The organism is Amycolatopsis sp. GA6-003 (genome assembly GCF_046267895.1).
Classification (GTDB): Bacteria; Actinomycetota; Actinomycetes; order Mycobacteriales; family Pseudonocardiaceae; genus Amycolatopsis.
In genome coordinates this window covers 1,136,322-1,152,654 of sequence record NZ_CP176499.1, presented here as the reverse complement: position 1 = coordinate 1,152,654, position 16,333 = coordinate 1,136,322, and the positions used below count along the sequence as shown (strand labels likewise).

The window sequence follows — 16,333 nt, the reverse complement described above, 5'->3', positions numbered from 1 at the left end:
CTTGTCGACGTCACGGTGTTGCTAAGGGGCCAGAGTGGATAACCAAGAGAAGCTCTTCGACTACCTCAAGAAGACGGCGGCCGAACTCCAGGAGACCCGCAAGCGGCTGCACAGGCTGGAGGCGGGCGAGGAGGAGCCGATCGCCATCGTCGGCATGGCGTGCCGGTATCCGGGCGGGGTGGAGACCCCGGAGGACTTCTGGGAGCTGCTCTCCGACGGACGCGACGCGGTCGGCCCGTTCCCCTCCGACCGCGGCTGGGACCTCGGCGACTTCTACGACCCGGACCCGGAAAAAGCGGGCAAGTCCTACACCCGGTCCGGCGCCTTCATCAAGGACGCGAGCGGCTTCGACGCGGGCTTCTTCGGGATCAGCCCGCGCGAGGCGCTGGCGATGGACCCGCAGCAGCGGCTGCTGCTGGAGGTGTCCTGGGAAGCGCTGGAGCGCGCCCGGATCGACGTCACCACGTTGAAGGGCAGCAAAACCGGCGTGTTCGTCGGCGGGTTCACCTCGAACTACGCGATGAGCCTGGAACTGCTGCACGGCGGCTCGGGCGAGCTCGAAGGCCATATGATGACCGGCAACCTGACTGCCGTGCTCTCCGGCCGCATCGCCTACCTGATGGGGCTCGAAGGCCCCGCGGTGACCGTCGACACCGCGTGCTCCTCGTCGCTGGTGGCCCTGCACCTGGCCTGCCAGGCGATCCGCGCCGGCGAAGCCACCATGGCGCTGGCCGGCGGCGTGACCGTGCTCGTGACGCCCGGCATGTTCGTGGAATTCTCGAAGCAGCAAGGGCTTTCGGTGGACGGGCGGTGCCGCGCGTTCTCCTCCGACGCCAACGGCACCGGCTGGGCCGAGGGCACCGGCATGGTCGTGCTGGAGCGGCTGTCCGACGCGCGCCGCCACGGGCGCCCCGTGCTCGCGGTGATCCGCGGCTCCGCGATCAACCAGGACGGCGCGTCCAACGGGCTGACCGCGCCGAACGGCCCGTCGCAGCAACGGGTCGTGCGCGCCGCGCTGGACAGCGCCCGGCTGACCCCCGCCGACGTGGACGCGGTCGAGGCGCACGGCACCGCCACCACCCTCGGCGACCCGATCGAAGCGCAGGCGCTGCTGGCCACCTACGGCCAGGAACGCGACGGCGGCGAACCGTTGTGGCTGGGTTCGGTGAAGTCGAACATCGGGCACACGCAGGCCGCTTCCGGCGTGGCCGGGGTCATCAAGATGGTCCTGGCCCTGCGCAACGAAAAGCTGCCGAAAACGCTGCACGTCACCGAACCCACGCCGCACGTGGACTGGTCCGCCGGCGAGGTGGAACTGCTGACCGAATCGGTCGACTGGCCCGCGGGCGAGCGCGTCCGCCGCGCCGGGGTCTCCTCTTTCGGCGGCAGCGGCACCAACGCGCACTTCATCCTCGAAGAAGCTCCGGCGGAGGAACCGCCGGACGGGGCCGTCGAGCCCGAAGCCCCGGTCGTCGCCGGCGCCAACGCCTGGCTGGTCACCGGCCGGTCCGCCGAAGGGCTCGCCGCGCAGGCGGCCCGGATCCGGGACTGGGCGGCCGCCCGTCCGGAGCTGGACGCCGGCCGGATCGCCTGGTCGCTGGCCACCACCCGGGCGGTGTTCGAGCACCGCGCCGTGGTGCTGGGCGGCGATCCGCTGGCCGGGCTGGACAGCCTGGCCGCGGACGCCCCCAGCGGCGCGGTGGTCTCCGGGGTGCGGCGCGACGACGTGCGCCCGGTGTTCGTGTTCCCCGGGCAGGGTTCGCAGTGGCTCGGGATGGGGCGGGAGCTGGCGCAGGCGAGCCCGGTGTTCGCGGCGCGGCTGGCGGAGTGCGAGGCGGCTTTGGAGTCCTTTGTGGACTGGAAGCTGTCCGAGGTGCTCGCCGAAGAACTGACCACGGCGGATCGGGTGCAGCCCGCGTTGTGGGCGGTGATGGTTTCCCTTGCCGCCGTGTGGGAAGCGGCCGGGGTCCGGCCGGAGGCGGTCGTCGGGCATTCGCAGGGCGAGATCGCGGCGGCGACGGTTGCCGGGATGCTGTCCCTTGAGGACGGTGCGAAGGTCGTTGCGCTGCGGTCGAAGTCGTTGAAGGTGCTGGCGGGTCTGGGCGGCATGTTGTCGGTCAATGCGGATGCTGCCGAAGTCGAGGGGCGACTGAGCCGGTGGGGCGAGCGGTTGGCGTTGGCTGCGGTCAACGGTCCGGCCGCGGTGGTCGTGTCGGGCGAGCCGGAGGCGTTGGCTGAGCTGAAGTCCGAATTGGACGCTGAGGGTGTCCGGGCGCGGATGGTCGCGGTGGATTACGCGTCGCATTGCGCGCAGGTGGAAAGCCTGGAAGACGAGATTCGTGCGGTGCTGGCGGGAATCGAGCCGCGGCGGGGCCGGGTGCCGATGGTGTCGGCGATGTCCGGAGAAACCTTGACGGGCGAGGAACTCGACGCCGGGTATTGGTACGAGAGCCTGCGCGCGCCGGTCCGCTTTGAACGCGCGATCGCCACGCTTTCCGGGCAGGGCCACCAGATGTTCGTCGAGGTGTCCCCGCATCCGGTGCTGCTGGGCGCGATGAACGACACTCTGGAGGAGGTCGCGCGCGAGGCGGGAGCCGGTGCGGCGGCCGGGGCGGTCTGCGCGACTCTCCGCCGGGACGAGGGCGGCGCGGACCGGCTGGTGGCTTCGTTCGCCGAGGCTTTCGTGCACGGCGCGGCCGTGGACTGGACCACACTGCTGCCTTCCGCGGCGCCCGTCGAATTGCCGACGTATGCCTTCCAGCGCAAGCGTTACTGGCCGCAGGGCGTGCTGTCGGGCTTCCACGGGAAGTCCGGCAACGGCGACCTGTCGACGCTGGGGCTCGGCGTGCTCGGGCACCCGCTGCTCGGTGCGGCCGTGGACCTGGCGGGCGGCGCGGGCCTGGTGTGCACCGGGCACCTCTCGCCGAAGGCCCAGCCGTGGCTGGCCGACCACGCGGTGGACGGCACGATGCTGCTGCCCGGCACCGGATTCGTCGAGCTGGCCGTCTGCGCCGGGGACCAGCTCGGCTGCGGCGCGCTGGAAGAACTGACGCTGGAGGCGCCGCTGATCGTGCCCGCCGAGGGCGAGGGCCTGCAGCTCCAGGTCGTGGTGGCCGAGGCGGGCCGGGACGGCCGCCGGCCGGTGGAGATCTTCTCCCGCCCCGAACAGGCCGGTCCCGGCCAGGAATGGGTCCGGCACGCGGCCGGGACGGTCGCGCCCGCGGGCCCGGCCGGTTCCGCCGACGAGGACCTGCTGAGGTGGCCGCCGCGCGACGCCATGCCAGTCGACGTCTCAGAGCTGTACCCGACGCACCTTGCCGACGTTTACGGTCCTTCGTTCCACGCGCTGCGCGCCGCCTGGCGCCGCGACGGGGACGTCTTCGCCGAGATCGTGCTTCCCGACGACGTCGCCGAGAAGGCCGGTTCCTACGGCCTGCACCCGGTCCTGCTGGACGCGGCGCTGCACGCCTCGGTCATCGCCGAGGCCGACGCGGGCGTGCCGGAGGAGCCCGGCACCGTGCCGATGCCGTTCGCCTGGACCTCCGTCGAACTGCACGCCGCGGGCGCGTCCACGCTGCGGGTGCGGTTGCGGCTGGACGGGCAGGGCTCGGTTTCGCTGACCGCCGCCGACGCCACCGGAGCCCCGGTCGTTTCGGTGGGCTCGCTGGTGAAACGCCGCGTGCCGACCGGCCAGCTGCGGCCCGCCGACAGCGCGCTGGCCGACTCGCTGTTCGTCCAGGACTGGGCCGCGCTGCCGGACGCCGCGGCTCCGGCGGGGGAGTGGGCGCTGCTCGGAGCCGACCGCTTCGGCCTGCTCGACGGGCTGGGGCTGCCGGTGCGGGCGTACGCGGACCTCGCCGAACTGGCCGAGGCCGTCGAAGCGGGCGAGATCGACCCGAGCGTGGTTCTGTGGTGCGCCGGTGCGGAAGACACTGGCGAGGACATGCCGGAGAAGGTGCGCCGCGTCAGCGCTTCGCACCTGGAATTGCTGCACGAATGGCTGGCCGAGACCCGGCTGGCCGGTGCGCGGCTGGTGGTCGTCACCCAAGGAGCGGCCGGCGCCGAAACGACCGACTTGGCCGGCGCCGCGGTATGGGGCCTGACCCGCTCGGCACAGTCCGAGGAACCCGGTCGCCTGGTGCTCGCGGACGTGGGCGCCGAGCAGTTCGCGCTGCTTCCGGCGGCGCTGGGCGGCGACGAACCCGAGCTGCTGCTGCGCGACGGCCGCGCCTGCGGCAGGCGGCTGGTCCGGCCGGAGAGCCGGCTGTCCGCGGTCGAATGGCCGGACGGCACCCGCTCCGATCCCGCTGCTCGCACGCTGCTGGTCACCGGCGGCACCGGCACTCTGGGCGGCCTGACCGCCCGGCATCTGGCGGCCACCGGCCGCGCCGGGGGAGTGGTGCTGCTCAGCCGGTCCGGCGCGGCCGCGGGCGTGGCCCCGCTGGCGGCCGAGCTGGCCGAAATGGGCGTGTGGGTGCGAGTCGTCGCCTGCGACGCCGCCGATCGCGCCGCTCTGGCGGCCGTGCTGGCGCAGCTGCCCGAAGAGCATCCGCTCGGCTCTGTCGTGCATTCCGCCGGGGTCGTGGACGACGGCGTGCTCAGCGCGCTGACGCCGGAGCGGCTGGCCGCGGTGCTGCGGCCGAAGGCGGACGCCGCCTGGCATCTGCACGAGCTGACCGCCGGGATGGATCTCGACCTGTTCGTGCTGTACTCCTCGGCGGCGGCGATGTTCGGCGCGGCCGGGCAGGGCAGCTATGTCGCCGCGAACTCCTTCCTGGACGCGCTCGCCGCCTGGCGGCGCGGCGCCGGGCTCGCCGGGATGTCCCTGCAACTCGGGCCGTGGGCGCACGAGGAAGGCATCGGCCGGCACCTGGACCAGCAGTCGCTGTCCCGGATCGACCGCAGCTTCATCCCGTTGAGCGGCGAGGAAGGCCTTGTCGTCCTCGACGTGGCGCTGGGCCGCGACGAGCCGGTCCTGATGCCTGCGCACCTGGACCTGCCCGCGCTGCGGGCGCTGGCCGCGGGCAGCACCGAGGTCCCGCCGATCTGGCGTTCGCTCGTCGGCGCCACCGGGCGGCGGACCGCGGTCTCGCGCGTCGCGGACGGCGCGGGCGAAGGCGAGTCGCTGCGGCGGCAGCTGGCGTCGGTCTCCGGTGCGGAGCGCGGCCGCGTCCTGCTGGACCTGGTGTGCGCGCACGTCGCCGCGGTGCTCGGGCACGCCTCCGCGGAAGCGATCGACGCGAACCGGGCGTTCACCGACGTCGGCTTCGACTCGCTGACCGCGGTGGAACTGCGGAACCGGATGAACGCGGCCACCGGCCTGCGCCTGCCCGCCACCCTGGTCTTCGACTACCCCACGCCGGTCGCGCTGGCCGGGCTGCTGCGCACCGAGCTGTCCGGCGACCTGCCCGCCGTCTCGCCGCCGCCGGCCCCGGCCGTGCGGCAGGCCGGGACGGACGAGCCGATCGCGATCGTCGGCATGGCCTGCCGGTTCCCCGGCGGCGCGGCCAGCCCCGAGGGACTGTGGCAGCTGCTGGCCGCGGGCGCGGACGCCATCGGCCCGTTCCCGCAGGACCGCGGCTGGGACCTCGACCTGCTGAACGACCCGCTGCTGGGCTCCTTCGACCAAGCCGGCGGTTTCGTCCGCGACGCCAGCGCGTTCGACGCCGGGTTCTTCGGGATCAGCCCGCGCGAGGCGCTGGCGATGGACCCGCAGCAGCGGCTGCTGCTGGAGGTGTCCTGGGAGGCGGTCGAGCGGGCCGGGATCGACCCCGCTTCGCTGCGCGGCACGCAGACCGGCGCGTTCGTCGGCGGCTACAGCTCCCGGTACGCGACGGATATCGACCTGGAAACGTCCGGCGTCGCCGAAGCGCAGCTGGTGACCGGCAACGCCACCAGCGTGCTTTCCGGCCGGTTGTCCTACACGCTCGGGCTGGAAGGCCCGGCCGTCACGATGGACACCGCGTGTTCGTCCTCGCTGGTCGCTCTGCACCTGGCCAGCCAGGCGCTGCGCGGCGGCGAGTGCGGGCTCGCGCTCGCCGGCGGCGTCACCGTCACCGCGACGCCCGGCGTGTTCAGCGCCTTCGCGAAGGCGGGCGGCATCTCGGTGGACGGGCGATGCAAGTCGTTCGCCGCCGCCGCGGAGGGTTCCGGTTTCGCCGAGGGCGCGGGCATGCTCGTGCTCGAGCGGCTTTCCGACGCGCGGCGCAACGGGCATCCGGTGCTGGCGCTGGTCCGGGGTTCCGCGGTGAACCAGGACGGCGCGTCGAACGGCTTGACGGCGCCGAACGGCCCTTCGCAGCAGCGGGTGATCCGCGCGGCGCTGGCCAGCGCCCGGCTCTCCGAGTCCGACGTGGACGTCGTCGAGGCGCACGGATCGGCCACCACGCTGGGCGACCCGATCGAGGCGCAGGCGTTGCTGGCGACCTACGGACAGGGCCGGGAACGGCCGTTGTGGCTGGGCTCGGTGAAGTCGAACATCGGGCACACGCAAGCCGCGGCGGGCGTGGCCGGCGTGATGAAGATGGTGCTCGCGCTGGGACACGAGCAGCTGCCGAAGACCCTGCACGTGGACGACCCGACCCCGCACGTGGACTGGACGGCGGGCGAGGTGCGGCTGCTGACCGAGCCGGTGTCGTGGCCGGCGGGGGAGCGGGTGCGCCGGGCCGGGGTGTCGGCGTTCGGCATGAGCGGCACCAACGTGCACGTGATCGTCGAGGAAGCGCCTCAGGCCGACGCGGCCGAGCGGAAGCCGGGCGAAACCGGGACGCCGGTGCTGACCGGCGGTCCGGCGGCGCTGCTGGTGGCCGGGCGGAGCGCGGAAGGCCTGGTGGCGCAGGCGGACCGGCTGGCCGACTGGCTGGCCGAACGCCCGGAGCTGCCGCCGTCGGACGTGGCGTGGTCGCTGGCCACCACCCGGTCGGCGTTCGAGCATCGGGCCGTGGTGCTCGGCGACACCCGCGAAGAGCTGGTTTCCGGTCTGCGCGCGGCGCCCGGCCCGCTGTCCGGGGTGGCGCGGGCCGGCGGCCGGACCGCCTTCGTGTTTGCCGGACAGGGCGCCCAGTGGACGGGCATGGGCCGGCAAATGCTGGCCGACAGCCCGGTTTTCGCGGCCCGGTTCGCCGAATGCGAGCGCGCCCTTTCGTCCTGTGTGGACTGGAACCTGACCGAGGCGCTCGCCGGCGAGCTGGAAGCGGCGGAGATCGTGCAGCCGTTGCTGTGGGCGGCGATGGTGTCGCTGGCCGCGGTGTGGGAGGCGGCCGGCGTCGCTCCGGACGCGGTGGTCGGCCATTCGCAGGGCGAGATCGCGGCCGCGACGGTCGCGGGCATGCTGACCGTCGAGGACGCCGCGAAGGTCGTCGCCGTGCGGTCGCGGGAGCTGACCGGGCTGTCCGCGCCAGGCTCGATGGTCTCGGTGGTCATGCCCGCCGAATCGGTGCGCGAACTGGTGGAGCGCTGGGGCGACCGGCTTTCCGTCGCCGCGGTCAACGGCCCCGCCGCCGTGGTGGTGTCCGGCGAACCCGAGGCGCTGACCGAATTCGAACGGGAACTGGCCTCGCGGCACGTGCTGCGCTGGCGGATCCCGGCGTCCGACTTCGTCGCGCACTCCCCGGCGGTCGATTCGCTGGCCGAGGTGCTCGCGACCGGGCTGGCGAGCATCGCGCCCCGCGCCGGCCGGGTGCCGATGATGTCCACGGTCACCGGCGATTGGGTGTCCGGGGCCGAACTCGGCGCGGACTACTGGTTCGCGAACCTGCGCCGGACCGTGCGGTTCGAGGACGCCACCCGTGCGCTGCTCGCCGCCGGTTATCTGTCCTTTGTGGAGGTTTCGCCGCATCCGGTGCTGACCGCGTCGGTGACCGAGACCGCGGAGGACGCCGGGATCGGCCCGGTGCTGACTGTCGGCACCCTGGAACGCGAAAACGCGGGCGTGCGCCGGATGCTCGCTTCGCTGGCCGAAGCGCACGTCGGCGGCCTGCCCGTGGACTGGACCGCGGTGCTGCCCGCGGGCGCCCGCGTCGATCTGCCCACCTATGCTTTCCAGCACGAGCGTTACTGGCTGAGCGGCTCCGCCGCCGCAACGCCGCCCGCCGGAGCGGAAACCGCCGAGGAAGCCCGTTTCTGGGCCGCGGTCGAGGGCGGCGACGTGGCGAGGGTCGCGGACACGCTGTCGCTGCCCGACGAAGACCACCTGGACGCGGTGCTGCCCGCGCTGGCCTCGTGGCGCAAGCGGGAACGGGACCGCTCGGCCACCGAGTCCTGGCGCTACCGCATCACCTGGGCGCCGGTGGCCGAACCGTCCGCCGCCCGGCTCGACGGGAGCTGGCTGGTCGTCGTGCCCGCCGCGCGGGCCGAGGACGAGCGGGTCCGGGCGTGCGTGGCCGCGCTGGCCCGCCGCGGCGCCGAGCCGGTGCTGCTCGCGCTGGACGCCGCGGTGACCGACCGGGTCGCGATGTCGGCGGCGCTCGGACCGGTGCTGCGAGACACCGGCGAAGCGAGCGGCGTGCTGTCGCTGCTCGCGCTGGACGAGACTCCGCTGGCCGGGCATCCGGTGGTTTCGGCCGGCCTCGCCGCCACTGCCGCATTGGTGCAGGGGCTGGACGACGCGGGCGTGGCCGCGCCGCTGTGGCTGGCCACCTGCGGCGCGATCGCCGCCGGTGCGGGCGAGTCCCCGGCCAGTCCGGCACAGGCCCAGATCTGGGGCTTCGGCCGGGTGGTCGGGCTCGAGTACCCGGACCGCTGGGGCGGGCTGGTCGACCTGCCCGCCGCGGTGGACAAGCGGACCGGTGCGCAGCTGGTCGCGGTCCTGTCCGGCTGCGACGAGAACCAGGTCGCGCTGCGACCCGCCGGGATACTGGGCCGCCGCCTGACCCACGCTCCCCGCCCGAAGAGCGCGGGGACGTGGCAGACCCGCGGCGCCGCGCTGGTCACCGGCGGCACCGGCGCGCTCGGCGGCTACGTGGCGCGGTGGCTGGGCGAGCACGGCGGCGACCGGCTCGTGCTGACCAGCCGGTCCGGCCCGGCCGTGGCGGGCATCGCCGCGCGGGCCGCCGAACTGGCCGAACAGGGCAGCCGGGTGGACGTGCTGGCCTGCGACGTGAGCGTGCGCGCCGAGGTCGCCGGGGTCCTCGGCTGGATCGGCGACGACCTCTCCGCCGTGGTGCACACCGCGGCGGTGCTGGACGACGGCGTGATCGACGGCCTGAACCCGGCCCGCCTGGAAACCGCGCTGTCGGCCAAGGGCGGCGGCGCCGCGCATCTGGACGAACTCACCGCCGGCCGCGAGCTGGACGCGTTCGTGCTGTTCTCGTCGGTGGTGGCCACCACGGGCGGGCCGGGACAGGCCAACTACGCCGCGGCCAACGCCTACCTCGACGCGCTCGCCGAGCACCGGCGAGGACGTGGCCTGCCCGCGTTGTCCGTGGCCTGGGGCCCCTGGGAAGCCGGGGTGGCGCAGGGTTCCGAAGCGGCGCGGCAACGGCTGGCCCGCAACCAGTGGGAAGGCATGATGGCGCCGGAGCTCGCGGTGCGGGCGCTCGGCGAGGCGCTCGAGGGCGGCGACACCGTCCTCACGGTGACCAACATCGACTGGTCGGTCATCCTGGACACCCCGCACGCGGCGGCGAGCCTGCTCCAAGTCCCGCTGATGCGGGACCTGCCGGAGATCCACCGGCTGGCCGCGCTCGTCGCGGAAGCGCCCGCGGAAACGGCCGAGGGCGATCTGGCCGCTTCGCTGGCCGGGCTCTCCGGCGCCGAGCAGACCCGGGTGATGTCCGACCTGGTCCGGGGCCTGGCCGCGAAGGTGCTCGGCTTCGCCTCGGGGGAGTCCGTCGACCCCGGCCGCGCGTTCAGCGAGATGGGCTTCGACTCGCTGACCTCGGTCGAACTGCGCAACGACCTCGGCTCGGCCACCGGCCTGCGGCTGCCCGCGACGCTCCTGTTCGACTACCCGACCCCCGGCGCGGTCGCCGGCTGCCTGCTGGCCGAACTGCTCGGCGCGCTGCCCGAGCAGACCCGCGCCGTCGCCGCCGCGCCGGCGGCGTCCGGCGAGCCGATCGCCATCGTGGGCATGAGCTGCCGTTATCCCGGCGGAGTGGTCGATCCCGACGGGCTGTGGGCGCTGCTGGCCTCCGGCGGCGACGCGATCTCCGGTTTCCCGCTCGACCGGGACTGGGACCTCAGCGCGCTGGACGAGTCCTCCTATGTCAGCTCCGGCGGTTTCGTCGAGGACATCGCCGGCTTCGACGCCGGGTTCTTCGGGATCAGCCCGCGCGAGGCGCTGGCGATGGACCCGCAGCAGCGGATGCTGCTCGAACTGTCCTGGGAAGCGCTGGAACGGGCCGGGATCGCCCCGGAATCCCTGCGCGGCACCAGCACCGGGGTGTTCGCGGGCGGCTACTCGTCCGGCTACGGCTACGACGCGGACTTCTCCGGCGCGGCGCACCTGATCACCGGCAACGCGACCAGCGTGCTGTCCGGCCGGGTGTCGTACTCGCTGGGCTTGGAAGGCCCGGCCGTCACTGTGGACACGGCGTGCTCTTCGTCGCTGATGGCCATGCATCTGGCGGCGCAGGCGCTGCGGTCCGGCGAATGCTCGATGGCGCTCGCCGGCGGCGTGACCGTGCTGGTCAGCCCGGCCGGGTTCGTCGGGTTCAGCGAGCAGAGCGGACTGGCCGAAGACGGCCGCTGCAAGGCTTTCTCCGACGACGCGGACGGCATGGGCTTCGCCGAGGGCGCGGGCCTGGTCGTGCTGGAGAAGCTCTCCGACGCGCAACGGCAGGGCCACCGGGTGCTCGCCGTGCTGCGGGGTTCGGCGGTGAACCAGGACGGTGCGTCGAATGGGTTGACGGCGCCGAATGGTCCTTCGCAGCAGCGAGTTATTCGCGCGGCGTTGGCGAATGCCGGGTTGTCGGCGTCCGAAGTGGACGTGGTGGAAGCGCACGGCACCGGGACGAAGCTCGGTGATCCGATTGAGGCGCAGGCGTTGCTGGCGACGTATGGCCGGGATAGGGAGCGTCCGTTGTGGCTGGGTTCGGTGAAGTCGAACATCGGGCACACGCAAGCCGCGGCTGGTGTGGCCGGGGTGATCAAGATGGTGCTGGCGTTGCAGCATCAGGAGATTCCGCGGACGCTGCATGCCGATGTGCCGTCGTCCCAGGTGGACTGGACGGCCGGTCAGGTCGCATTGCTGACCGAGAGCACGCCGTGGCGGGCCAACGGGCATCCGCGCCGCGCCGGGGTGTCGTCGTTCGGGCTGAGCGGCACCAACGCGCACGTCATCCTGGAGGAAGCGCCCGCCGAGGCGCCCGCGGAGGCCGAGGAGCGCGAGCCGGTGCTCAGTGCCGGTGAGGCGGGGGCGTGGGTGCTGTCCGGCCGGACCGCCGAGAGCCTCGTGGGCCAGGCGGAGCGGCTGCACGACTGGGTGCTCGACCGGCCGGAGCTGTCTCCGGCGGACGTCGGCTGGTCGTTGGCGACGACGCGGTCGGTGTTCGAGCATCGCGCGGTCGTCACCGGCGATTTCCCCGCCGGGTTGCGAGATCTGGTCGCCGGGACGCCGTCGGGCTCGGTGGTGACCGGGGCCGCGCGGGCCGGGGTGCGTCCGGTGTTCGTGTTCGCCGGTCAGGGTTCGCAGTGGCTCGGGATGGGACGCGACCTCGCGCGATCGAGTGCGGTGTTCGCGGCGCGGCTGACGGAGTGCGAGCGGGCTTTGGAGTCCTTTGTGGACTGGAAGCTGTCCGAGGCGCTCGAAGGCGAGCTGGAGTCGGCGGACGTCGTGCAGCCTGCCTTGTGGGCGGTGATGGTGTCTCTGGCCGCGGTCTGGGAGGCGGCTGGCGTCGCTCCGGACGCGGTAGTCGGGCATTCGCAGGGTGAGATCGCTGCGGCGACGGTTGCGGGGATGTTGTCCCTTGAGGATGGTGCGCGGGTTGTTGCGCTGCGGTCGAAGTCGTTGAAGGCGTTGGCTGGTTTGGGCGGCATGCTGTCGGTGAGCGCGGCGGCCGATGTGGTGGAAGAGCGGATCGCCAAGTGGGGCGAGCGGTTGGCGTTGGCTGCGGTGAACGGTCCGGCCGCGGTGGTCGTGTCGGGCGAGCCGGAGGCGTTGGCTGAGCTGAGGTCCGAATTGGACGCTGAGGGTCTTCGGGCGCGGATGGTGGCGGTGGATTACGCGTCGCATTGCGCACAGGTGGAGCGCCTGGAAGACGAGATTCGTGCGGTGCTGGCGGGTGTTTCGCCGCGCAAGGGCCGGGTGCCGATGGTGTCGGCGATGTCCGGGGAGACCTTGACGGGCGAGGAACTCGACGCTGGCTACTGGTACGAGAGCCTGCGCGCGCCGGTCCGTTTCGAACGCGCGGTGAGTGCCTTGGCGGAGCGCGGACACCAGCTGTTCATCGAGGTGACCCCGCATCCGGTCCTGCTCGGCGCGATCACCGACACCGTCGAGGACGCCGCTGCCGGGTGCGGCACGCTCCGCCGGGACGACGGCGGCGCGGCGCGGTTGCTGACCTCGTTCGCGGAAGCTTTCGTCCACGGTGCGCCGGTGGACTGGGCGGCGGTGCTGCCCTCGGGGAACCGGGTCGAGCTTCCGACCTATGCGTTCGAGCACGAGCGCTACTGGCCGAAGGCCGCGACCGGCCGCGGCGGGAACGCGGCGTCCCTCGGCTTGGGCGCGGTGGACCATCCGCTGCTCGGCGCGGCGGTCGAACTGGCCGGCGGCGCGGGTGTCCTCTGCACCGGCCGGTTGTCGGTGCGCACGCATCCGTGGCTGGCCGACCATGTGGTGGGCGGCGTGATCCTGTTGCCCGGAACCGGGTTTGTCGAGCTGGCGGTGCTCGCGGGCGACCAGGTGGGCTGCGGTCTGCTGGAAGAGCTGACCTTGCAGGCGCCGCTGGTGGTCCCGGCCGAGGGCGGCGTACAGGTCCAGGTGGTGGTCGCCGACGCCACCGGCGACGGCCGTCGCACGGTGGAGGTGTTCTCCCGCCGGGACGGAACCGGTGAACAGTGGACCCAGCACGCCACCGGGGTGCTGGCCCCGGTCGCGGCCTCGCCGGTCGCGGACGAACTCTCGGTGTGGCCCCCGCAGGGCGCGGAAGCGATCGGCCTCGATGGGATGTACACCGCCGAAGGCGCCTACGGCTACGGCCCGGCGTTCCGGACTCTCCGCGCGGCTTGGCGGCTCGGTGACGAGATCTACGCCGAGGTCCGGCTTTCCGGGGACACCGCGGAGGAAGCGGACGCGTTCGGCCTGCACCCGGCGCTGCTCGACGGGGTGCTGCACGCCAGCGCACTGTTCGGCACGGCTGAGCCGGGCGAGGCGCGGCTGCCGTTCGCGTGGAACGGCGTCCGGCTGCGGGCCAGCGGTGCGTCCGTTCTGCGCGCCCGGCTGCGCCGGGACGACGCCGGTGCTCTCGCCGTGCTGGCCGCCGACACCGCCGGGGCCACCGTGCTCTCGGTGGACTCGCTGGTCACTCGTGCGGTTTCGCTGGAGCAGGTCCGCGCGGCCGGTGCGGCGCAGCCTGACTCGCTGTTCACCGTGCAATGGCAGCCGATCGCGGAAACCGCCGCGAAGACCGGCGACTGGGCCCTCCTCGGCGCCGATCGCTTCGGAGTCGCGGACGCGCTTCCGGTGACCTCCTTCGCGGATCTCCCGGCGCTGGCCGAGTCCGGCATCGTGCCGAGCGTGGTGATGGTCTGCGCCGGCGGCGCCGGCGAGACCGATACGGCCGAGGCCGCGCGGCGCGCCACCGCCGAGACGCTGGAGCTGATTCAGCACTGGCTGGCCGACGACCGTTTCGGGACGGCGCGGCTGGTGGTCCTGACCCGGCGCGGTCTGGCGACCGCTCCCGGCGAACCGGTGGCGGACCTGGCGTCCGCGGCGGTCTGGGGTCTGGTGCGCTCCGCGCAGTCGGAGAACCCGGACCAGGTCGTCCTGGCCGACTTCGCCGAGGGCGACGACCTCGCCGCGCTGCCGTCCGCAGTGGACAGCGGCGAGCCGGAGGTGGCTGTTCGCGGCGGTGTCGTGTTGGGGCGGCGGCTGACGCGTCCGTCCGGTGATCTCGCGCTGCCGGAGGGGTTGTGGCGGCTGGAACCGGACGCGGGCGGCTCGCTGGAGGGCCTCGCGCCGGTCTCGATCGCCGACGCGGCGCTGGAACCGGGCCAGGTCCGGGTAGGGGTGCGGGTCGCGGGCCTGAACTTCCGGGACGTGCTGATCGCACTGGACATGTACCCCGGCGGAGGGGTGCTGGGCGGCGAGGTCGCGGGCCGGGTCCTGGAAGTCGGGCCCGGGGTGACCGGATTCGCCGTGGGCGATCGGGTGCTGGGCATCGCCTCCGGCGGGTTCGGCCCGGAGGTCATCGCCGACGCGCGGCAGCTCGTGCCCATCCCCCAAGGCTGGACGGACGTCGAGGCCGGTGCTGTCCCGTCGGCCTTCCTGACCGCCTGGTACGCGCTGGTGGAGTTGGCGGGTGCGCGGCCTGGGCAGCGGGTGCTGGTGCATGCGGCCGCGGGCGGCGTGGGGATGGCGGCGGTGCGCATCGCGCGCTACCTGGGGTTGGAGGTTTTCGCGACGGCCAGCCCGGCGAAGCATGGTGTGCTGGCCGGGTTGGGTCTGGACGCGGACCACATCTCGACGTCGCGCGGTGTTGAGTTCGAGCGGGATTTCCTTGCTGCGACTGATGGTCGTGGGGTGGACATCGTGGTGAACTCGCTGGCCGGTGAGTTGGTGGACGCGTCGCTGCGGTTGCTGCCGCGAGGCGGTTCGTTCGTGGAGATGGGCCGGACCGACCTGCGGGACCCGGAGAGCATCCCGGCGGGGATCGGCTACCGGCCGTTCAACCTGGCGGAGGCCGGGCCGGACGGACTGCACGACATGCTGGTCCAGATCGTCGAACTGATGGCGGCTGGGGTGCTGGCGAAGCTGCCGGTGCGGGTGTGGGACGTGCGGCGGGCGCGGGAGGCGTTCCGGTTCATGTCGCAGGCCAAGCACACCGGCAAGATGGTCTTCACCATTCCGGCGGCTTCGGCGGCGGGTTCGGCGTTGATCACCGGCGGCACGGGGACGTTGGGCGGTTTGGTGGCCCGGCATCTGGCGTCGACCGGGCGTGCGGACGAGCTGGTGCTGACCGGTCGTTCCGGTCCGGGTGCGCCGGACGTCGCCGTGCTGGCCGCGGAGCTGGCCACCTCGGGCGCGTCAGTGCGCGTGGTCGCCTGCGATGCGGCGGAACGTGACGACCTCGCCACTGTGGTGCGTGGGGTGCCGTTGCTGAAGACCGTGGTGCACACGGCGGGTGTGCTGGACGACGCGACGATCGCGTCGCTGACGTCCGAGCGGGTGTCGGCCGTCATGCGGCCCAAGGTCGACGGTGCGTGGAATCTGCACGAGCTGACCCTGGACCGCGAGCTGGACGAGTTCGTCCTGTTCTCCTCGGCGGCTTCCACCTTCGGCGCTGCCGGGCAGGGCAACTACGTCGCGGCGAACTCCTTTTTGGACGGTCTCGCGGCGGACCGCCGGGCGGCCGGGCTGCCGGGAACCTCGCTGGCGTGGGGCTTGTGGGCCGAAGCGAGCGCGTTGACCGGGCGGCTCAGCGACAGCGAGCGCTCCCGCATCAACCGCGGCGGGATCGGGGCGCTGAGCGCCCAGGACGGCCTCGAGCTGTTCGACCGTGCGCTGGCGCGGGACGAATCCGTGCTCGTGCCCGCCCGGCTCGACGTCGCGGGCATGCGCGCGAAGGCCCGGACCGCCGAGGACGTGCCGCCGCTGTGGCGCGCGCTGGTCACCGGCGGCCCGGCTCGGCGGGCGGCGGTGTCGGCCGGAGCCGGCGGCGCGGATTCGCTGCGGCAGCGGCTGGCCGGACTGTCCGAACCGGACCGGGACCGCGCACTGATCGACCTGGTGCGCACCCACGTGGCGGCCGTGCTCGGGCACGGGTCCGCGGAGGCGATCGACGCGAACCGGGCGTTCACCGACCTGGGCTTCGACTCGCTGACCGCGGTCGAGCTGCGGAACCGGCTGAACACCGCGACCGGGCTGCGGCTGCCCGCCACGCTGGTCTTCGACTACCCGAACGCGGTCGAGCTGGCCGGTCTGCTCCGGGACAAGCTGGTGCCGGACCTCGAAGCGCCCGGCGGCGCGCAGCCGGCCGAGGACCGGCTCCGCGCCGCGCTCGCCGCCGTTCCGCTGGAGAGGTTCCGCGAAGCGGGGCTCATGGAAGGGCTGCTGCGGCTGGCCGGCGTCGAGGATTCGGCGGCCGGAGAGGACGCGGGCGACATCGACGAGCTGGACGCGGACGACTTGATCCGCCTGGTGCTCGACACCGACAGCGACAGCGAATGACCGGGA

Annotated in this window: 1 protein-coding gene; it reads left to right on the top strand. The window is 73.4% G+C overall.

What is annotated here, in order from left to right:
- Window positions 1-34: 34 nt before the first annotated feature.
- Window positions 35-16,327 (top strand): type I polyketide synthase, encoded by a 16,293-nt coding sequence (locus F9C12_RS05090; RefSeq protein ID WP_409464962.1) that lies wholly within the window; start codon window positions 35-37, stop codon window positions 16,325-16,327.
- The last annotated feature ends 6 nt before the right edge of the window (window positions 16,328-16,333 follow it).